The sequence below is a fragment of the Inquilinus sp. Marseille-Q2685 genome (assembly GCF_916619195.1).
Lineage (GTDB): Bacteria > Pseudomonadota > Alphaproteobacteria > DSM-16000 > Inquilinaceae > Inquilinus.
Genome location: NZ_CAKAKL010000001.1, coordinates 959,361 through 977,592, shown reverse-complemented (window position 1 = coordinate 977,592; position 18,232 = coordinate 959,361). Strand labels below are relative to the sequence as shown.

Here is an 18,232-nt window from a genome sequence, read left to right as displayed (position 1 = left end):
ATCATCGCCGTCCGCCCCGCCGGCCGCGGCTTCAGGCGGCGGCCTCCTCGACCTCCTCGATCGTGTCGGCCACGGTGGTTTCCGCCGCTTCGGCCAGGGCCCGGACCCGCGCCTCGGTCGGCTCGATGCCGTGCTCCTCCAGATAGAACCTCGCCGTGGCGAGGGTGGAGGCTGGAAGGTCGGGTGCGGCGTCGTCGGTCGCGCGGTTCACCAGGACGAGGAAGTCGATGGTCTCCTCGAAAGTGACCTTGCCGTCAGCGTGGGCCGCCTCGATGAAGGTGCGGATCTCACGCTCCTGCTTCCGCGTCAGGCCCTTGTATTCATGCCCGTCGAGGCCGCCGAGGACGATCCGGAGCTGGTTGTCGGCGGAACCCGCGTCGGTGGCGGCGGTATCGAGCATGCAGAAGTAGCTCGCCTTGAGGAGGATGGCCCGCACCCGGTCCCGGCGGGTGTCCTCGTCGAGTTCCGGGGGCAGGGACAGCTCGGTTCCCGTGCTCAGGATCCGTGCATATCGGGCGAGATCCGCCCGCACCTTCGCCTGATCGAGCGGCTGGTCGGATTCGATGTCCACAGTCTCGATGATGTCGTCGATCGGGGAACGCTGCGCATCGGTCATCGACTCGGTCTCCTTCGTCTGAGGTCGGGGCGGGTGAAGCGAATATTGCCCGCGCGTCTCCGGACGGCGCATGACGATGTCTGATGAAGATATGTGCAAGGGGCATGGGGCCGCGCCGGCAGCAGGCCGGTCCACCGTGTAAGGGCCGCGTGGCGAGGCGGCGATAGCTGTCTGATTCTGAGAACCAGGTCTTGAAACCGTCTCGTGCGTCTGTGCTTCGAGTTGAGGGTGGCTGGCGAAGGCAGCGCATCAGGGCGGAGATCAGTAGAGCCTCTCCTGCCGTACTTCCGCCCGCGGCGTTGCCGCGCTATGGCTTGGCGGCAGGCAGAGAGGAGAGGCCCGTGACCGCTGCGTCGATCGCCGTGATGACCGAGACCGCGATGGTGGTGCGCTTCGGCGAGACCATCGACGCCGCGATCGCCGACGCGATCCACGCTTTGGCCCTGTCGCTGGAGCGCGATCCGTTCCCCGGCTTCGTCGAGGCCTCGCCCGGCTTCGCCACGCTGGCCGTGTTCTTCGACCCCGACGCCGTGCCGCGCGACCGCGACGAGCCGCCGGCGGCCACGGTGCAGCGCCTGCTGGAGGCGCGGCTCGGCGGCCTCGATCCCGCAGCGCTGGGCGAGCCGCGGCTGGTCGAGATCCCGGTCGCCTATGGCGGCGCCTTCGGTCCGGACCTGGCCGAGCTGGCGCAGCATCACGGCCTGACCGAGGAAGAGGTGATCGCCTTGCATTCCGGCGGCGAGTACCGGGTGCACATGATCGGCTTCAGCCCCGGCTTCCCCTTCCTCGGCGGGCTGGCCGAGCGGCTGGCGACACCGCGCCGGGCCTCGCCGCGGCTGAAGATCCCGGCCGGCTCGGTCGCGATCGGCGGGCCGCAGACCGGGATCTACCCGGTCGAATCCCCGGGCGGCTGGAACCTGATCGGCCGCACGCCGCTGGCGCTGTTCCTGCCGGGGCAGGACCCGCCCTGCCTGCTGCAGGCGGGAGACCGCATCCGCTTCCGCCCGATCGCGGCGGAGGAGTTCGAGGCCCCGGCCGGAGACGCCAAGTGAGCATTGCCGTTCTCGAACCCGGCCTGCTGTCGACGGTGCAGGATCTCGGCCGCTTCGGCCATCGTCGCCACGGCGTGGTGGTGGGCGGGGCGATGGACCGGCGCTCGCACGCCGTGGCCAACATCCTGGTCGGCAACGCCCCCGACGCCGCCACGCTGGAGATGACGCTGATGGGGGCGGCGCTTCGCTTCGAGGCCGACGCGCTGATCGCGCTGGCCGGCGGCGGCATGCGCGGGACGGTGGGCGGCGAGGCGGTGCCGCCGCGCCGGCCGGTGCTGATGCCGAAGGGGGCGGAGCTGCGCTTCACCCCGACCAATATCGGCTGCCGCACCTATCTGGCGGTGGCCGGCGGGCTGGACGTGCCGCCGATGCTGGGCAGCCGCTCGACTTATCTGCGGGCGGGCCTCGGCGGATTTGAGGGGCGGGCGCTCAAGGCGGGCGACCGGCTGCCGGCCGGCGCGCCGACCGCGCTGGGCGAGCGCCTAGCCAGGCTGCTGGCGGCGGAGCGCGGCGACCGGCCCTTCGCCACCACCGGCTGGTCTGCCGCCGCCGATCTCGACCCATCGCTGCGGCGGTCGCCGCATGTCCGGGTGCTGCCCGGGCTGCAGGCGACCGCCTTCGACCGCGACAGCCTGGCCGCCTTCCACGGCGAGCGCTTCACCGTCAGCCCGCGCTCCGACCGCATGGGCTACCGGCTGGACGGACCGGCGCTGACCCTGTCGCAGCCGCGCGACCTGCTGTCCGAGGCGGTGACCACCGGCACGGTCCAGGTGCCGCCCGAGGGCAAGCCGATCGTGTTGATGGCCGATGCCCAGAGCACCGGCGGCTATCCCCGCATCGCCCAGGTGATCGAATCCGACCTGCCGGTGCTGGGCCAGCTGCGCCCGGGGGACGTGCTGCGCTTCGTGCCGGTCGGGCTGGCCGAGGCCGAGGAGCGGCGGCGGCAGGCCCGGCTGGACCTGCGCCGCCTCGCCGCCGGCGTCGCCGTCCACGCAGGGTTGTGAGGAACGGCGGCATGCGCGCGAAGATCCGCGACACCGAGATCTGGTTCGACATCGACGGCGCCGGGCTGGTGCCGGACGGCGGCGCGATGCGGCAGCGGCCGACCGGCTTCCTGGTCCATGGCGGCCCGGGCTCCGACCACAGCGGCTTCAAGCCGAGCATGAGCCTGGTGGCCCAGCACATGCAGCTGGTCTATTTCGACCATCGCGGCCAGGGCCGCTCCGCCCGCGGCGATCCGGCGCGCTACACGCTGGACGAGAATGTCGAGGACATGGAGGCGCTGCGCCGCCATCTCGGGCTCGGGCCGATCGCCAGCATCGGCACCAGCTATGGCGGCATGGTCGCGATGGCGCATGCGGCGCGCTATCCGGAGGCGGTGTCGCATCTGGTGCTGATCGTCACCGCCGCCCATGCCGGCTTCATCCCGCGGGCGCAGCAGATCCTGCGCGAGCGCGGCTCGGCCGAGCAGGTCGCGGCCGGGGAGGTCCTGTGGGCCGGCGGCTTCCGCAGCGAGGCGGATCTCGAGGCCTATTACGAGGCGATGGGTTCGCTCTATTCCCGCCGGTACGACCCGGCGGCGGCCGCGGCGACACGGGGGCGGGCGATCCATTCGCCCGAGGCGATCAACCGCGCCTTCGGCCCCGACGGCTTCCTGCGCCGGCTCGACCTGCGGCCGGAGCTGGCGCGGATCACCGCCCCGACCCTGATCCTGGCCGGCCGCTACGACTGGATCTGTCCGCCGGAATTCTCCGAGGAGATCCACCGCCTGATCCCGGGCTCGACCCTGCGCATCTTCGAGGACAGCAGCCATTCGATCCGCGTGGACGAGCCGGAGGCGCTGCGGGCCGCGATCACGGAGTTCGTGGCGGGCTGAAGGTTCTTCCCCCGCTCCCACTGTCATCCTCGGGCTTGACCCGAGGATCCAGGGGCTTTCAAAACAGTTCTCGGTGGCCCCTGGATTGCCGGGTCAAGCCCGGCAATGACAGCAAGGGAGGTGGTTGGCTAATTTTGCAAAAAATATACGTAGTTGATCCGAATTTCACATGATGGCACGGCTTCGTCCAACAGAAGGAAGGACGATTCGATGCGCCATCACATCCTCATCGGTCTGGCCGCCGCCGCGCTGTGGAGCGGCGCGGCCGGGGCCGAGACCATCCTGTCCCGCGGCAATGGCGGCCAGCCGGAGACGCTGGACGTGCACAAATCCGTCGGCATCCCGGAATCCTGGATCGAGCTCGACCTGTTCGAGGGGCTGCTGGCGCCGGGGCCGAAGGGCGAGCTGGTGCCCGGCGCGGCCGAAAGCTGGACCGTCTCCGACGACGGCAGGACCTACACCTTCAGGCTGCGCGCCGACGGCAAATGGTCGGACGGCAGCCCGGTGACCGCCCAGGACTTCGTCTATTCCTGGCGCCGGCTGGTCGACCCCAAGACCGCCGCGCCCTACGCCTATTTCCTCGACCGCATCGTCGGCGCCAGGGAGGTGCGGCTAGGGCAGAAGCCGCCCGAGGATCTCGGCGTCCGCGCGGCCGACGACCGGACCTTCGAGGTCAGCCTGGTCGGCCCGACCTCCTATTTCCTGTCGATGCTGGTCAACAACTCGACCTTCCCGGTCAACCGGGCGAACGTCGAAAAGTTCGGCGACGCCTTCGCCCGGCCGGGCAACCTGGTCTCGAACGGCGCCTATGTGCTGGCCGAGGACGTGCCGCAGTCGCACATCACACTGCGCCGGAACCCGCAGTTCCACGACGCGGCGAATGTGAAGATCGACGCGGTGCGCTATGTCGTGACCGAGGATGTCGACAGCGAGCTGTCGCGCTTCCAGGCAGGCGAGCTCGACGTCACCACCGAAGTGCCGAGCCAGCAGGTGCCGGCGCTGAGGCAGAGCCATCCCGACGAGCTGCACATCGCGCCCTATCTCGGCATCTACTTCTACGCCATCAACCTGAACCACGAGCCGTGGAAGAGCAGCCCGACGCTGCGCCGCGCCCTGTCGCTGGCGGTCGACCGCGACGTCATCATCGGCAAGGTGGCGCAGGGCAACCAGACTCCGGCCTACAGCTTCGTGCCGCCGGGGACCGAGGGCTTCCCGGCCTGGCAGCCGGAGGAGGCGGGCTGGACCCAGGCGCGCCGTGACGAGGAGGCGAAGGCCCTCCTGGCCCAGGCGGGTTACGGCCGGGACCGGCCGCTGCAGGTGAAGATCACCTACAACACCTCGGAGAACCACAAGAAGATCGCCGTCGCCATCGCCGCGATGTGGAAGCAGAAGCTCGGCGTCGAGACCACGCTCGAGAACCTGGAATGGTCGACCTACCTGACCCAGCACCACCGGAAGGAGTTCCAGGACTTCGCCCGCACCGGCTGGATCGGGCAGTACAACGACGCGAACTTCTTCCTGGAGCTGCAGCGCAGCGGCATCGGCGAGCTCAGCACCTCCGACTATTCCAACCCGGCCTATGACGCGCTGCTGGACCAGGCCTCGGCCGAGACCGACGCGGCCAAGCGGGCCCAGATCCTGCAGCAGGCGGAGCAGCTGATGATCGCCGACACGCCGGTGATCCCGCTGTTCTTCTACACCAGCCGGCACCTGGTCTCGCCGGCGGTGAAGGGCTGGGAGGACAACCTGCGCGACCAGCACCCGACGCGCTGGCTGTCGGTCGAGCGATAAGCGCCGCGGGGGAGGCAGGGCGGCATCCGGCGCGGTTGACACGGGCCCGCTCCGCCGGGTCATCTGCGGGCCATGACTTCGGCCCGTCGCACCACCCTGCCGCGCCTGCTGCACCGCGCCCACAACGCCTATCTGCGCCTGCGCAAGCCGCTGACCCTCGGCGCCCGCATGGTGGTGCGGGACGGGGAGGGGCGCTTCCTGCTGGTGCACCATACCTACCGTCCCGGCTGGTTCTTCCCCGGCGGCGGGGTCAAGAAATGGGAGAGCTTCGAGGCCTGCGCCGTGCGCGAGGCGCGCGAGGAGGCGGCGGTCGAGGTCGAATCGGGCGCCAGGCTGTTCTCGGTCTACGCCCATTTCGACCAGCTGCGCTGCGACCATGTCGCGGTGTTCCTGGCCGACCGCTGGCGCCCTTCCGGCGGCCGGCTGTCCTACGAGATCGCCGAGGCCCGCTTCTTCCCGGCCGACGACCTGCCGCGCGACATCCACGGCGCGACCCACCGCCGGATCCAGGAGATCCTCGGTCAACGCAGCATCGATCCCGTCTGGTGACCTCCATGAGCGAAACGCCCCCGCCCGCCGCCCCGATTCCTGGCGACCGCCTGGCCCGGATCCAGGAGTTCCTGCTGGTCTGCGACCGGTTCAAGCAGGTCACCCGGCAGAACTATCTGACCGACGGCAGCCGGCGCGAGACCGACGCCGAGCACACCTGGCACATGGCGCTGTACGCCCTGCTGCTGAAGGACGAGATCGGCTTTGAGGTCGACATCGCCAAGGTCCTGTCGCTGGTCCTGGTGCACGACCTGGTCGAGATCCATGCCGGCGACACCTTCGCCTATGACGATGTCGGCCGGCAGGACCAGGCGGCGCGCGAGGCCGAGGCGGCGGTGAAGCTGTTCGGCCTGCTGCCGCCCGACCTGCGCGACAGGGTGCATGGCTGGTGGACCGAGTTCGAGGCCGGCGAGACGCCGGAGGCTCGCTTCGCCCGAGCCCTCGACCGGCTGCAGGCCTTCGCCCAGAACGTCATGAGCGGCGGCAAGTCCTGGCACGAGCACGGCGTCACCCGGACCCGCACCTTCAGCCGGATGCAGGAGGCGCTGGACAGCGACCCGACGGTCCGGCTGCTGGTCGAACGCCTCTACGGTCACGCCGACCGGGAGGGCAGCTGGGTTCAGGAGCCGGATCCGGTCTGAACGCCCTCCAGCCGGACGCGGTCTTCCGCAAGCGCGGCCGCCAGCCAGTCGGCCACGGTGCGGATGCGCGGCACGTCCCTGGCCGGGCCGGGCAGCAGCAGCCACAGCTCGCGCGTGACGACCGGGACGGGGCCCGACAGGCGCTCCAGCCCCGGTTCCTCATCGGCCATGAAGCAGGGCAACATGGCGCGGCCGAGACCGGCCTGCACCGCGGCCAGCAGCTCGATGCCGCCGCTGACCCGAAGCAGCGGGTCGCGGCCGCCGGGCTGGTCGCGCAGCCAGACGCTCTGCGGCAGCTCCTCATGCGCCTCGTCGAGGGCGATCCAGCCAGCAGCATCGGTGCCCCGCGCGCGATAGACGGCGTGGCCGACCCGGGCCGCCAGCCGCGCCGCCAGGTCGCCGGCGCGCGGCCGGGCCAGGCGCAGGGCGATGTCGGCGTCGCGGCGCTCCAGATCCGCATTCGTCTCTGCGCTCAGGATCGTCGGCCGCAGCCCGGCATGGTGCCGGTACAGCGCGCCGAGGCGCGGGATCAGCCAGGAGGCGAAGCTGGGAAGCGCCGCGATCCGGATCGGGCCGGAGACCGCGGCATCACGGTCGCGCGCGGCGTGCTCGATGGCCGCCGCGGCGCGCTCCATGACCTCCGCCTGGGCCGCGACCGCGGCGCCGACGCTTGTCGGCCGGAAGCGCCGGTCGACCCGTTCGAACAGCGGCGTGCCAAGGGCGTCCTCGGCGGCGGCGAGGCGGCGCGACACGGTGGTCTGGTCGACCCCGAGCGCCTGCGCGGCGGCGGAGGCGGTGCCGTGCCGGGCGAGCGCCAGGACGAAGCGGGCGAGATCCCAATCCATGCCTGCAGTATTGCAGAATGCTTCGGCAGAATCTCGGCTTTCCTGCAGGCTGGGCGCCGGCCAAATCTGAGTGCGTGAACCGCCGCGCTCCCTGCGGCGGCCTGATGCCGGAGTGTCCGATGAAGCTGTACTACGCCCCCGACACCTGCTCGCTGTCGCCGCACATCGTGCTGCGTGAGCTCGGCCTGCCCTACACCCTGGTCCGGGTCGACAACCGGACCAAGAAAACCGCCGACGGCGGCGACTTCCTGGCGGTCAACCCCAAGGGCTATGTCGCGGCGCTGCAGCTCGACGACGGCCGGGTGCTGACCGAGGGGGCGGTGATCGTGCAATACCTCGCCGATCTCAAGCCCGAAGCCGGTCTGGCGCCGGCCAGCGGGACGTGGGAGCGGGTGCGGCTGCAGGAATGGCTCAGCTTCATCACCAGCGAAATCCATGCCGGCTTCAGCCCGCTGTTCAACCCGGCGCTGCCGGAGGAGGCGAAGGCGATCCTGCGCGACAAGCTGTTCCGCCGCCTTGCCGTGGTCGAGGACGCGCTGCAGGCCCGGGATTACCTGCTCGAGGGCGGCTTCAGCGTCGCCGACGTGTATTTGTTCACGCTGCTCGGCTGGACCCGGTTCTTCGCCATCGACCTCGGCCGCTGGCCGGCGATCGCGAAGTATGTGCAGCGCATCGGCGCCCGCCCTTCGGTGGCCGCCGCGCTGGCCGCCGAGACGTCGGCGCAGGCCGCCTGATTCCCTGCCATCCAGGAGACGATCCATGCATCCCAAGACCCTGCTCGACCACGCCGGCGCCAAGCTGGAGCCTGCCGCCCTGTCGGAGTCGGTGCTGGTCCTGATCGACATGCAGCGCGAATACAGCGATGGCGGCTTGGCCCTGCCGGGCGTCGGCCCGGCGGTGGAGGAAGCCGCGGCCCTGCTGGCCCGGGCGCGCCGCCTGGGCACCCCGGTCATCCATGTGTTGAACGAGCGCAAGGGCGGGTTGTTCGACGTCGACGGCCCCTATGTCGCGCCGATCGCGGCGGTGGCGCCGGCGCAGGGTGAGGTGGTGGTGAAGAAGGGCCTGCCCAACGCCTTCGCCGGCACCGACCTGGCCGAGCGCATCGCCGCGACCGGCCGCAAGACGCTCGTGACGGTCGGCTTCATGACCCATATGTGCGTCGACGCCACCACCCGCTCGGCGGTTGATCACGGCCTGTTCAGCACGGTGGTGGCCGCGGCCTGCGCCAGCCGCGACCTGCCGGACCCGCTGGGCGGCGTGCGGCCGGCGGCGGAGGTGCACCGGGCGGCGCTGGCCGCCCTGGCCGACCGCTTCGCCGTGGTGGCGGCGCGGGGGGATGCCGTCCGCGACTGACGCACTATCCTTGCGGGAAGGGGCGGCCCGCCGGGGCCGCCGATCCACCAGGAGAACCGCGATGGCCGCCAAACCGCACGCCTATCCGCCCGCGGAGGTCGAGGCCCGCCTGGCCCGCGACCTGCCGCGCTGGCGTTTCGAGGGCGGCACCATCCGCCGACGTTACGAGACGCATGGCTGGAAGGGCACGATGCTGGCCGTCGGCGCCATCGGCCACCTGGCCGAGGCCGCCTGGCACCATCCGGAGATCGCCGCCTCCTGGGGTTGGGTCGAGGTGCGGCTGAACACGCACGATGCCGGCGGCGGCATCACCGACCGCGACTTCGCCCTGGCCCGCAAGATCGAGGAGGTGGTGGCTTGGCAGCCGGCCCGCGACGGCGCCGGGCTGGACGGCACGCCGTCCGACCCGCGCTTCGCCTACCTGAAGTACGACTGAGGGGCTCAGCCCTCGCGGCGGCGCTCGAAGCGGACGCCGATGGAATCGGCTTCGGGGAAGACGTCGAGCTTCTCGACCTCGGCCACCGCCCGCAGCACCATCGGATGGGCCATGGCGAGGTCCAGCACATGTTCGGCGACGGTCTCGATCAGCCGGACATGCTCCTTCTCGGCCAGCGCCTGCAGGCCCTGCACCAGCCCCTCATAGGAGGGGACGCGGCCGATGTCGTCACCGATGCCGCCGGCCGGCAGCTCGACCTCCATCTCGACGCTGATGCGGACGCGCTGGCGCCGCTCCTCCTCATGGGCATAGACGCCGATCGACATCGGCACGACGAAATGGCGCAGCCGGATCAGATAGGTGGCCGCGCGGGCGGTCTCGGCCGCCGGAAAGGATGATGTCGGCTTCGATCCGGCGCGCGTGACGAGCGGGATCGGGGAACGGTTCGGGGCACTCATGGGGCGATCCGATTGGCGGAGACCTGGGCCGTGACTCTGCCGGCCGAGGGTCCGATGGCGAGGCACGGGCAGTCTGGCCGTGCAATGGCCCAAGCAGGAGCATCCTGCCGTGATCGGCCGGGGAAGGCGAGAGGGAAGTGCACGCATGGCGTGCATGGCTCCCGCCACCGCGGCGAGGCGGATCCGGGACGGATCAGGTCGTGAGCAGGATGGCCCCGCGGCCCTCGATCGGCTCGGCGCCGGCGATCTTGGCGACGATGTCGCCGGGCCGCACCAGGCGGTGCAGGCACTGCGACCACAGCACCCCATCGACCCCCGCGTGGAGCGGCGTGCGCCCCTGCGCCGGATCGGCGGTCGGGTCGACGATGTCGGCGACGTGCTCGCCGCGGCGCAGCCGGGCGCCGAGCGGCCGGGAATAGGTCACGATGCCGGCGACCGGGGCGCGCAGCATCTCGTTGCCGGCCAGCGGCGTGGCGTCGCACCGCGCCGCGGGCAGCGGGCCGGGGTCGCCGGCCAGCACGCCGCGGCGCTGCAGGAAGCGGATCAGCGCGTCGGCGTCGGCCCCGGCCGTGTCGTCGTCGACATTGGCCTGGCCGCGCAACTCGATCGTCGCCGCCAGGCAGGCGGGCGGCAGCGGATGCTCGTCGCCGAGCAGCCGGCGCAGGATCCACCACGGCGCCGAATTCGCCTCGTCGAACGGGTTGTCGCCGGATTCCTCGCCCAGCAGCACCGCCTCGGCCCCGAACTCGCAGGCCAGGTCCTCGGCGTCCGGCCACAGCGGAGTGCCGAGATAGACATGCACCGGCGCCCGGTTGTCGCAATGCAGGTCCAGCACGAGATCGGCGTCGATCGACAGGCCCAGCAGCGTCTTGCGCAGGGCGCCGGTCTCGTCGACCGGCTGCTGCTCCGCCAGCGCCGCCAGCAGGGCAGCGCGCACCAGCCGGACGTTGCGGTCGGCGTCGCCGGTTAGTTGCCCGGCGATGCGCGGCGCCACGATCGGGGCCAGGTCCGGGTAGTGGCGGTTGAAGTTGCCGCGGCCATCCAGGGCGAAGCGGCCGACATGATACTCCAGCACCGACTGCGACAGCCCGATCGGGTTGGCGGCGGGCACCACCACGATCTCGCCTTCGATCGCCCCGGCGGCGTCCAGCGCGTCCAGGCGGCGCAGCAGATGATGGGCGGCCAGCATGCCCGGCAGCTCGTCGGCGTGCAGCCCGGCCTGGACATAGGCCTTGGGGCGCGCTCCGGGCCGGCCGTAGCGGTGCACGGTCACGGTGCGGCTGGTCCCGGGGCTGGGAGAGGGCAGCGGAATCTGGCTGACGGTCTTGCTCATGGCGGCACTCTGGCTAAGGGCGCGGCACCCTAGCGCAGCGGCCGCAGGAAGGCATCCGCCACGATGCTGTCCAAATTTTCGTCAGCGCTGCATTCATTGCCTAAAATTTGACCAGCCATGATCTGCTCGTCGATGAAGAGGCTCGCCTTCGCTCACTCCGGCAAAATCGGCACGACACTTGCTTGGACCGGGGCGAAGGGCGGTTCGTGCCGGTGCCGACAGGGCGGCTGCCGACCGTCAGCCGGAAGGACGTAGGCTGGAGAACACTCAATGAAGCGGACGTTTTGGGGGATAGGAACAATCGGGGCGGCCTTGCTGCTGGCCCTGCCGGCGCTGGCGCAGGACGCGCCGGCCACGCCGGATGCGGGGGCGACGGCCTGGATGCAGACCTCCACGCTGCTGGTCCTGATGATGGCCATTCCGGGCTTGGCCTTGTTCTATGGCGGCATGGTGCGCAAGGCGAACGTGCTGTCGATGCTGATGCAGTGCTTCGCCACGACCTGCCTGATCAGCATCGCCTGGATGGTGCTCGGCTACAGCCTCGCCTTCACCAATGGCGGTCCCTATCTCGGCGACCTCTCGCGCTTCTTCCTCAACGGCCTGCCGGTCTCGGGCGTGTTCACGCTCGGCGAGGGCGGGGCGGCGACGCCGGTGGCCACGGTCATCCCGGAATCGGTCTACATGATGTTCCAGATGACCTTCGCCGCGATCACGCCGGCGCTGATCGTCGGGGCCTTCGCCGACCGCATGAAATTCTCGTCGCTGCTGGTCTTCATGCTGCTCTGGTCGCTGCTCGTCTACGCGCCGGTGGCCCATTGGGTGTGGCAGCCGAACGGCTGGCTCTTCGGCCTGGGCGTGCTCGACTTCGCCGGCGGCACCGTGGTGCACATCAACGCCGGCATCGCCGGGTTGGTCGCCTGCATCGTGATCGGCAAGCGCAAGGGCTACGGCACCGGCGCGGCGCATGCCTTCGCGCCGCACAACCTGGTCTACAGCGTGATCGGCGCCTCGCTGCTGTGGGTGGGCTGGTTCGGCTTCAACGCCGGCTCCTGGCTCGCCGCCGACGGCCGCTCCGGCATGGCGTTCGCGGCGACGCACATCGCCACGGCGGCGGCGGCGCTGGCCTGGATGTTTGTGGAATGGGCGGCCAAGGGTAAGCCGAGCGTGCTCGGCGTCATCTCCGGCGCGGTGGCCGGCCTGGTCGCGATCACCCCGGCCTGCGGCTTCGTCAACCCGACCGGGGCGCTGGTGATCGGCATCGTCGCCGGCATCGTCTGTTTCATCGCCTCGACCTCGGTCAAGAAGGCGTTCGGCTATGACGACTCGCTCGACGTGTTCGGCGTCCATGGCGTCGGCGGCATCGTCGGCGCCCTGCTGACCGGCGTCTTCGCCGACCCGGCGATCTCGGCCGGGGCGGGCGACTATGCCGGCCTGCTCTACGGCAATCCTGCCCAGCTCTGGGTCCAGGCCGAAGGCGTGATCGCGACCCTGGTCTGGAGCGGTGTCGTCACCCTGGTGCTGCTGTTCCTGATCAAGGCGGTCATGGGCCTTCGGGTCTCGGAAGAGGCGGAGCGCGACGGCCTCGACCTCGCCCTGCACGGCGAGGCGGTGCAATAGCGCGTCGCAAAGTGGCGGCCAGACTTGGGGCGTCCCTCGGGACGCCCCTCTTTTTTGCCCATGGGGCGGACTGCCGATTTCTTGGGCAAAAAAGGAAGAGGGCGGCCGAAGCCGCCCTCCCGCAGTCCTGAACCGCGTCCGCGTCAGCGGACTTGCGGTACGGCATCCGTGTCAGCGGGCCTGGGACATGGCGATCGCCGTGTCGCCCATCCGGTTCGAGAAGCCCCATTCGTTGTCGTACCAGCTCAGCACCCGGACGAAGGTGCCGTCGATGACCTTGGTCTCCTTGATCGCGAAGATCGAGGAGTGCGGGTCGTGGTTGAAGTCGGTCGACACCAGATCCTCCTCGTAGAAGCCGAGGATGCCCTTCAGCTTGCCGCCGGCGGCCTGCTTGATCGCCGCATTGATCTCCTCGACCGTGGTCGGGCGCTTGGCGACGAACTTGAAGTCGACCACCGAGACGTTCGGCGACGGCACGCGGATCGAGGTGCCGTCCAGCTTGCCCTTCAACTCCGGCAGCACCTTGCCGACGGCCTTGGCGGCGCCGGTCGAGGTCGGGATCAGGTTCAGCGCCGCGGCCCGGGCCCGGTGCAGGTCCTTGTGCATCGTGTCGACGATGCGCTGGTCGCCGGTGTAGCTGTGGATCGTGGTCATGAAGCCGTGATCGATGCCGATCGCCTCGTGCAACACCCAGGCGACGGGCGCCAGGCAGTTGGTGGTGCAGGAGGCGTTGGAGACGATCTTGTGCTCGGCCGTCAGCTTGTCGTGGTTGACGCCGTAGACGACGGTCAGGTCCTCGTCCGTCGCCGGGGCCGAGATCAGAACCTTCTTGGCGCCGGCCGTCAGCTGCTTGGCGGCGTCGTCGCGCTTGGTGAAGATGCCGGAGCATTCCAGCGCGATCTCGACGCCGAGCTCGCCCCAGGGCAGCTGGGTCGGGTCGCGCTGCTGCACCGCCTTGATGCCGTGGCCGTTGACGATCAGCGTGTCGCCCTCGACCTGGACGTCGAACGGCGCCCGGCCGTGCACGCTGTCGTATTTCAGCAGATGGGCATTGGTCTTGACGTCGGCGAGGTCGTTGATCGCGACCACCTCGATGTCCTTGCGTCCGGATTCGATCAGCGCCCGCAGCACCAGGCGCCCGATGCGCCCGAACCCGTTGATGGCAACCTTCACGGCCATGTCGTCTTCTCCGATCCGATGGTCTCGTACCGATAGCGGATGGGAAACCAACCCGTTCCCTTCCGTCTGGGAAGGGCTGGTTCCCGGCCTCGGCGTTACAGCTTGGCCTTGGCGGCGGCGACGACCGCCTCGGCCGTGATCCCGAAATGCTTGTACAGCTGGTCGTAGGGGCCCGAGGCGCCGAACCCCGTCATGCCGACGAAGCCGCCCTCCGGCCCGATATAGTGGTCCCAGCCCTGGCGCACGCCGGCCTCGACCGCGATGCGGACCACGCCCTGGCCCAGCACCCGGCGGCGATAATCCGACGGCTGGCGGTCGAACAGCGCCGAGCAGGGCATGGAGACGAGGCGGGTGCCGATGCCCTCGGCCTCCAGCGCGTCGCGCGCCTCCTTGGCGATCGACACCTCCGAGCCGGTGGCGACCAGCAGCACGCGCGGCGTGCCGGTCGCCTCCTCGAGGATGTATCCGCCCTTGGCCGACAGGTTCTCGGCATTGGCGTTGCGGCGCAGCGTCGGCAGGTTCTGCCGGGTCAGCGCCAGCACCGACGGCGCGTCCTCGGTCTCCAGCGCGATCTGCCAGGCCTCGGCGGTCTCGACCGCGTCGCAAGGGCGGAACACCAGGAGATGCGGGATCGCCCGCAGCGCCGCGACATGTTCGACCGGCTGGTGGGTCGGGCCGTCCTCGCCGAGGCCGATCGAGTCATGGGTCATGACGAAGACGACGCGCTGGCGCATCAGCGCCGCCAGGCGGATCGACGGGCGGCAATAATCGGTGAAGGTCAGGAAGGTGGCGCCGTAGGGGATGATGCCGCCATGCAGCGCCAGCCCGTTCATCGCCGCCGCCATGCCGTGCTCGCGCACGCCGTAGCGGACGTAGCGGCCGCCGTACTTGTCGGGCTCGATATCGGTTGAGGCCTTGGTCTTGGTGTTGTTCGACGGCGTCAGGTCGGCCGATCCGCCGATCAGCTCCGGAATGGCCGGCACCAGCAGCTCCAGCACCTGGCCGGAGGCGACGCGGGTGGCCAGGCTCGGCCTGGTCTCCGAGATCTCGGCCTTGAACTTGGCCAGGATGCCGTCGAGGCCGGAGGGCAGGGCGCCGGTGTTGGCCTGGCGGAAGGCGGCGCGGATCTCGGCCGGCGTCTTCAGGAGGCGCTGGTCCCAGGCCAGGCGCTCGGCCTCGCCGCGCTTGCCGATCTCGCGCCAGGCCGCGATCGTGGCCTCCGGCACCTCGAAGGGCGGGTAGGGCCAGTTGAGGTGCTCGCGGGTCGCGGCGACCTCGTCCTTGCCCAGCGGCGAGCCGTGGGTGGCGCTGGTGCCCTGCTTGTTCGGGGCGCCCCAGCCGATGATGGTTTTGCAGGCGATCAGGCTCGGCCGGTCATCGGCCAGCGCCGCGTCGATCGCGGCGGCGATCGCGTCGGTGTCGTGGCCGTCGATGCGCTGGACGTGCCAGCCATAGGCCTCGAAGCGCTTCTGGGTGTCGTCGCTGAAGGACAGCTTGGTCGGGCCGTCGATGGTGATGTGGTTGTCGTCGTACAGCACGATCAGCCGGCCGAGCTTGAGATGACCGGCCAGCGAGCAGGCCTCGTGGCTGATGCCCTCCTCGAGGTCGCCGTCGCCGCAGGTGACCCAGGTGTGGTGGTTCACCAGATCGTCGCCGAAGCGGGCGTTCAGGATGCGCTCCGCCAGGGCGAAGCCGACGGCGTTGCCCAGGCCCTGGCCCAGCGGCCCGGTGGTGGTCTCGATCCCGGCCTCGTGGTCGACCTCGGGATGGCCCGCAGTGTGGTGGCCGAGCTGCCGGAAATGCTTGATCTCGTCGAGCGTGATCTTGCTGTTGCCGGTCAGGTACATCAGCGAATAGAGCAGCATCGAGCCGTGGCCGCCGGACAGGATGAAGCGGTCACGGTCGGCCCAGGTCGGGGCGGCGGCGTCGAACTTCAGGTAGCGGCTGAACAGCACCGTGGCGACGTCGGCCATGCCCATCGGCATGCCGGGATGGCCGCTCTTCGCCGCCTCGACCGCGTCCAGGGACAGGAAGCGGATGGCGTTCGCCATGTCTGAGTGGGTCACGGTCCGGGGGCTGTCGCTCATGGCATCGATCCGTTGCGGGGCACGGGGACCCCCGACGAGAACCCGCGCGTGGTTCTCGTCGGGGCGGCGGCACCATGCAGCCCCGGTGCCCTCGCGTCAATGCCACCAAATGCCCAATTCGGGCCCGAAATGCCGGCGGAAAGGTCGGACATTGGCGAAGCGGAATTTCCCGGTCACGCATGGCTGATTGCCGGCTTCACTGGTTCGAAAACATAAAGTTTTAGAGAATTCAAATCGAAATCTTTGATCCTCTCTGCATAAACATTCACGGTCTCGGATTTGAATTGATGAAATGTGGAATCGCTCTATAGCCAACGAAGACATCGGAGGAGGGGAGAGCAATGAAATTGTCCCGTTTCTGGCCTGCCGCGGCCGCGATCGGCCTGGGTGGATGGCTGGCCTGCGGCCCGGCCCTCGCCGATTCCATGCCGGCCCTGGCCGCGCGCTCGGCGCCGCTGCTGGCGGAGCGCGGCTTCCCGTACAAGGACCTGAACCGCAACGGCCGCCTGGATCCCTATGAGGACCGCCGCCTGCCGCCGGCGGTACGGGCGCAGGACCTGGTCCGGCGCATGACGCTGGAGGAGAAGGCCGGCCAGATGCTGCACGCCACGCCGGTCTCGACCGCGACCGGCGACGGCTGGACCGCGGAGTCGCTGTCGGCGCTGATCGGCGGCCGGCATGTCGGCGCCATGATCAGCCGCCTGGCCGGCACGGCGCAGGCCCAGGCGCTGGCCGCCAACCAGGCGCAGGCGGCGGCCGAGCAGACCCGGCTGGGCATCCCGGTGATGCTCGCCTCCGACCCCCGCAACCATTTCCAGTACGTGCCCGGCGCCAGCGTCGAGAACACGGCGTTCTCGCAATGGCCGGAGACGACCGGGCTGGCAGCGATCGGCGATCCCCGGCTGGTGCGCCGCTTCGGCGACATCGCCCGGCAGGAATACGAGGCGATCGGCCTGCGCATGACCCTGTCGCCGCAGGCCGACCTGTCGACCGAGCCGCGCTGGCCGCGCATCAACGGCACCTTCGGCGAGGATCCGGACCTGGCGAGCCGCCTGGTCGAGGCCTATGTCGCCGGCTTCCAGAACGGCGAGCGCGGCCTCAACCGCGGCAGCGTCGTCGCCGTGGTGAAACACTGGGTCGGCTACGGCGCCGCGGTCGACGGCTTCGACGGCCACAACCACTACGGCCAGGACCTGACCTTCCCGGCCGGCCGCTTCCAGGACCATGTCCGGGCCTTCCGCGGCGCCTTCGCCGCCGACGTGGCCGGGGTGATGCCGACCTATTCGGTGCCGCCGGCGGGGCTGACCCTGTTCGGCCGGCCGCTGGAGCGGGTCGGCGCCGGCTTCAGCAAGCAGCTGCTGACCGACCTGCTGCGCGGCCGCTACGGCTTCGACGGTCTGATCCTCAGCGACTGGGCGATCACCCAGGACTGCGACGCCCACTGCCGCGACGGCTGGCCGGACGGGCAGGCGCCGGGCTTCGCCGGCTTCGGCACGCCCTGGGGGATGGAGCAGGCCACGGTCCAGCAGCGCTTCGTCAAGGCGATCGACGCCGGCATCGACCAGTTCGGCGGCACCAGCGACGATCCGGCGCCGATCGTGCAGGCGGTGCGCGATGGCCAGGTCAGCGAGCGCCGGATCGATCAGTCGGTGGTCCGTATCCTGGTGCAGAAATTCGCCCTCGGCCTGTTCGAGAACCCCTATGTCGACGAGGCGGCGGCCGGCCGCATCGCCGGCAACGCCCGCTTCGTGGCGGAGGGCAAGGCCGCCCAGCAGGCCTCGCTGGTGCTGCTGGAGAACAGGCCCGCGGCGGTGCGCGGCGCCGGCCGCGGCCGGCCGATGCTGCCGCTGAACCCCTCGCTGAAGCGGGTCTGGCTGCACAATGTCGACGCGGCGGCGGTGCGCGCCCGCGGCTTCACCGTGGTCGACGACCCGGCCCTGGCCGATTTCGCCCTGGTGCGGACGGCGACGCCCTATGAGATCCTGCACCCGAACTACACCTTCGGCAGCCGGCAGCATGAAGGGCGGCTGGACTTCCGCGACGGCGATGCCGATTACGAGGCGATCAAGCGCGCCTCGGCCGTGGTGCCGACGGTGGTTACGGTCTATCTCGACCGGCCGGCGGTGCTGACCAACGTCGCCAGCCGCGCCGCGGCGCTGCTGGGCAATTTCGGCGTCACCGACGACGCCCTGCTGGACGTGCTGCAGGGCAAGGCCCGGCCGCGCGGCCGGCTGCCCTTCGAGCTGCCGTCCTCGATGGCGGCGGTGCTGGCCCAGGCCTCGGACGCGCCCTATGACAGCCGGGCGCCGCTGTACCCGTTCGGCTTCGGCCTCCGCTACGGCGGGCCTGTCGCGTCGGCCGAATAAGTCTGGAGACCGTCCCGGCGCCGCGCTACATAC

Annotated in this window: 17 protein-coding genes; 11 read left to right on the top strand and 6 right to left on the bottom strand. The window is 70.3% G+C overall.

The features are described 5' to 3' along the window. Nucleotides 1–31 precede the first annotated feature (31 nt). Complete coding sequence (locus tag LG391_RS04590) at nt 32–616, bottom strand: hypothetical protein (protein WP_225766805.1); 585 nt, start codon at nt 614–616, stop codon at nt 32–34. Nucleotides 617–957: 341 nt separating this feature from the next. On the opposite strand from LG391_RS04590, the gene pxpB reads away from it, so the two are divergent. From pxpB to LG391_RS04560, 6 genes are all read left to right on the top strand, one after another. Beyond that, complete coding sequence (pxpB, locus tag LG391_RS04585) at nt 958–1,668, top strand: 5-oxoprolinase subunit PxpB (RefSeq protein ID WP_225766804.1); 711 nt, start codon at nt 958–960, stop codon at nt 1,666–1,668. Then, nucleotides 1,665–2,672 (top strand): biotin-dependent carboxyltransferase family protein, encoded by a 1,008-nt coding sequence (locus LG391_RS04580; protein WP_225766803.1) that lies wholly within the window; start codon nt 1,665–1,667, stop codon nt 2,670–2,672. Before pxpB ends, LG391_RS04580 begins: the two co-directional genes overlap by 4 nt. 11 nt (nt 2,673–2,683) lie before the next feature. Beyond that, entirely contained in the window at nt 2,684–3,544 is an 861-nt protein-coding gene (locus LG391_RS04575; RefSeq protein WP_225766802.1) for an alpha/beta fold hydrolase, read from the top strand. Between the two features lie 210 nt (nt 3,545–3,754). Next, entirely contained in the window at nt 3,755–5,335 is a 1,581-nt protein-coding gene (locus LG391_RS04570) for a peptide ABC transporter substrate-binding protein (RefSeq protein ID WP_225766801.1), read from the top strand. Between the two features lie 72 nt (nt 5,336–5,407). Beyond that, nucleotides 5,408–5,884, top strand: a complete 477-nt coding sequence (locus LG391_RS04565; RefSeq protein ID WP_225766800.1) for an NUDIX domain-containing protein — start codon at nt 5,408–5,410, stop codon at nt 5,882–5,884. Between the two features lie 5 nt (nt 5,885–5,889). Beyond that, nucleotides 5,890–6,525: an HD domain-containing protein gene (locus LG391_RS04560; RefSeq protein WP_225766799.1), complete on the top strand. Its 636-nt coding sequence runs from the start codon at nt 5,890–5,892 to the stop codon at nt 6,523–6,525. Here the strand turns inward: LG391_RS04560 and LG391_RS04555 are convergent. Next, the gene (locus tag LG391_RS04555) at nt 6,504–7,370 is read right to left on the bottom strand and encodes a LysR family transcriptional regulator (protein WP_225766798.1); all 867 of its coding nucleotides are present in this window, start codon (nt 7,368–7,370) and stop codon (nt 6,504–6,506) included. The two genes, LG391_RS04560 and LG391_RS04555, sit on opposite strands and share 22 nt — an antisense overlap. 119 nt (nt 7,371–7,489) lie before the next feature. Between LG391_RS04555 and gstA the strand changes: the two genes are divergently transcribed. From gstA to LG391_RS04540, 3 genes are all read left to right on the top strand, one after another. Further along, complete coding sequence (gstA, locus tag LG391_RS04550) at nt 7,490–8,104, top strand: glutathione transferase GstA (RefSeq protein WP_225766797.1); 615 nt, start codon at nt 7,490–7,492, stop codon at nt 8,102–8,104. Between the two features lie 25 nt (nt 8,105–8,129). After that, nucleotides 8,130–8,723, top strand: a complete 594-nt coding sequence (locus LG391_RS04545; protein WP_225766796.1) for an isochorismatase family protein — start codon at nt 8,130–8,132, stop codon at nt 8,721–8,723. 61 nt (nt 8,724–8,784) lie between these two features. After that, nucleotides 8,785–9,159: a 4a-hydroxytetrahydrobiopterin dehydratase gene (locus tag LG391_RS04540; RefSeq protein ID WP_225766795.1), complete on the top strand. Its 375-nt coding sequence runs from the start codon at nt 8,785–8,787 to the stop codon at nt 9,157–9,159. A 5-nt stretch (nt 9,160–9,164) separates the two neighbouring features. Here the strand turns inward: LG391_RS04540 and LG391_RS04535 are convergent, their stop codons facing one another. Further along, nucleotides 9,165–9,617, bottom strand: a complete 453-nt coding sequence (locus tag LG391_RS04535) for a dihydroneopterin aldolase (RefSeq protein ID WP_225766794.1) — start codon at nt 9,615–9,617, stop codon at nt 9,165–9,167. A gap of 193 nt (nt 9,618–9,810) precedes the next feature. After that, a complete protein-coding gene (locus LG391_RS04530) occupies nt 9,811–10,950 on the bottom strand; it encodes a succinylglutamate desuccinylase/aspartoacylase family protein (RefSeq protein WP_225766793.1) in 1,140 nt (379 codons plus the stop codon). Nucleotides 10,951–11,220: 270 nt separating this feature from the next. Here LG391_RS04530 and LG391_RS04525 point away from each other — a divergent pair, with 270 nt between their 5' ends. Next, on the top strand, nt 11,221–12,567 hold the full coding sequence (locus tag LG391_RS04525; protein ID WP_304608394.1) for an ammonium transporter: 1,347 nt from the start codon (nt 11,221–11,223) through the stop codon (nt 12,565–12,567). A 171-nt stretch (nt 12,568–12,738) separates the two neighbouring features. Here the strand turns inward: LG391_RS04525 and gap are convergent, their stop codons facing one another. Together gap and tkt are read right to left on the bottom strand one after the other, a co-directional pair. Continuing rightward, on the bottom strand, nt 12,739–13,746 hold the full coding sequence (gene gap, locus LG391_RS04520; protein WP_225766792.1) for a type I glyceraldehyde-3-phosphate dehydrogenase: 1,008 nt from the start codon (nt 13,744–13,746) through the stop codon (nt 12,739–12,741). A 95-nt stretch (nt 13,747–13,841) separates the two neighbouring features. Beyond that, nucleotides 13,842–15,833: a transketolase gene (tkt, locus tag LG391_RS04515; protein ID WP_225766791.1), complete on the bottom strand. Its 1,992-nt coding sequence runs from the start codon at nt 15,831–15,833 to the stop codon at nt 13,842–13,844. Between the two features lie 341 nt (nt 15,834–16,174). Between tkt and LG391_RS04510 the strand changes: the two genes are divergently transcribed. Then, on the top strand, nt 16,175–18,199 hold the full coding sequence (locus LG391_RS04510; protein WP_225766790.1) for a glycoside hydrolase family 3 N-terminal domain-containing protein: 2,025 nt from the start codon (nt 16,175–16,177) through the stop codon (nt 18,197–18,199). Nucleotides 18,200–18,232: the final 33 nt, after the last annotated feature.

Coding starts and splice junctions, on each gene's coding strand:
- LG391_RS04590 (WP_225766805.1), bottom strand. CDS start 616: ATGACCGATGCGCAGCGTTCCCCGATCGACGACATCATCGAGACTGTG.
- LG391_RS04575 (WP_225766802.1), top strand. CDS start 2,684: ATGCGCGCGAAGATCCGCGACACCGAGATCTGGTTCGACATCGACGGC.
- LG391_RS04570 (WP_225766801.1), top strand. CDS start 3,755: ATGCGCCATCACATCCTCATCGGTCTGGCCGCCGCCGCGCTGTGGAGC.
- LG391_RS04565 (WP_225766800.1), top strand. CDS start 5,408: ATGACTTCGGCCCGTCGCACCACCCTGCCGCGCCTGCTGCACCGCGCC.
- LG391_RS04560 (WP_225766799.1), top strand. CDS start 5,890: ATGAGCGAAACGCCCCCGCCCGCCGCCCCGATTCCTGGCGACCGCCTG.
- LG391_RS04555 (WP_225766798.1), bottom strand. CDS start 7,370: ATGGATTGGGATCTCGCCCGCTTCGTCCTGGCGCTCGCCCGGCACGGC.
- gstA (WP_225766797.1), top strand. CDS start 7,490: ATGAAGCTGTACTACGCCCCCGACACCTGCTCGCTGTCGCCGCACATC.
- LG391_RS04545 (WP_225766796.1), top strand. CDS start 8,130: ATGCATCCCAAGACCCTGCTCGACCACGCCGGCGCCAAGCTGGAGCCT.
- LG391_RS04540 (WP_225766795.1), top strand. CDS start 8,785: ATGGCCGCCAAACCGCACGCCTATCCGCCCGCGGAGGTCGAGGCCCGC.
- LG391_RS04535 (WP_225766794.1), bottom strand. CDS start 9,617: ATGAGTGCCCCGAACCGTTCCCCGATCCCGCTCGTCACGCGCGCCGGA.
- LG391_RS04530 (WP_225766793.1), bottom strand. CDS start 10,950: ATGAGCAAGACCGTCAGCCAGATTCCGCTGCCCTCTCCCAGCCCCGGG.
- LG391_RS04525 (WP_304608394.1), top strand. CDS start 11,221: ATGAAGCGGACGTTTTGGGGGATAGGAACAATCGGGGCGGCCTTGCTG.
- gap (WP_225766792.1), bottom strand. CDS start 13,746: ATGGCCGTGAAGGTTGCCATCAACGGGTTCGGGCGCATCGGGCGCCTG.
- tkt (WP_225766791.1), bottom strand. CDS start 15,833: ATGAGCGACAGCCCCCGGACCGTGACCCACTCAGACATGGCGAACGCC.
- LG391_RS04510 (WP_225766790.1), top strand. CDS start 16,175: ATGAAATTGTCCCGTTTCTGGCCTGCCGCGGCCGCGATCGGCCTGGGT.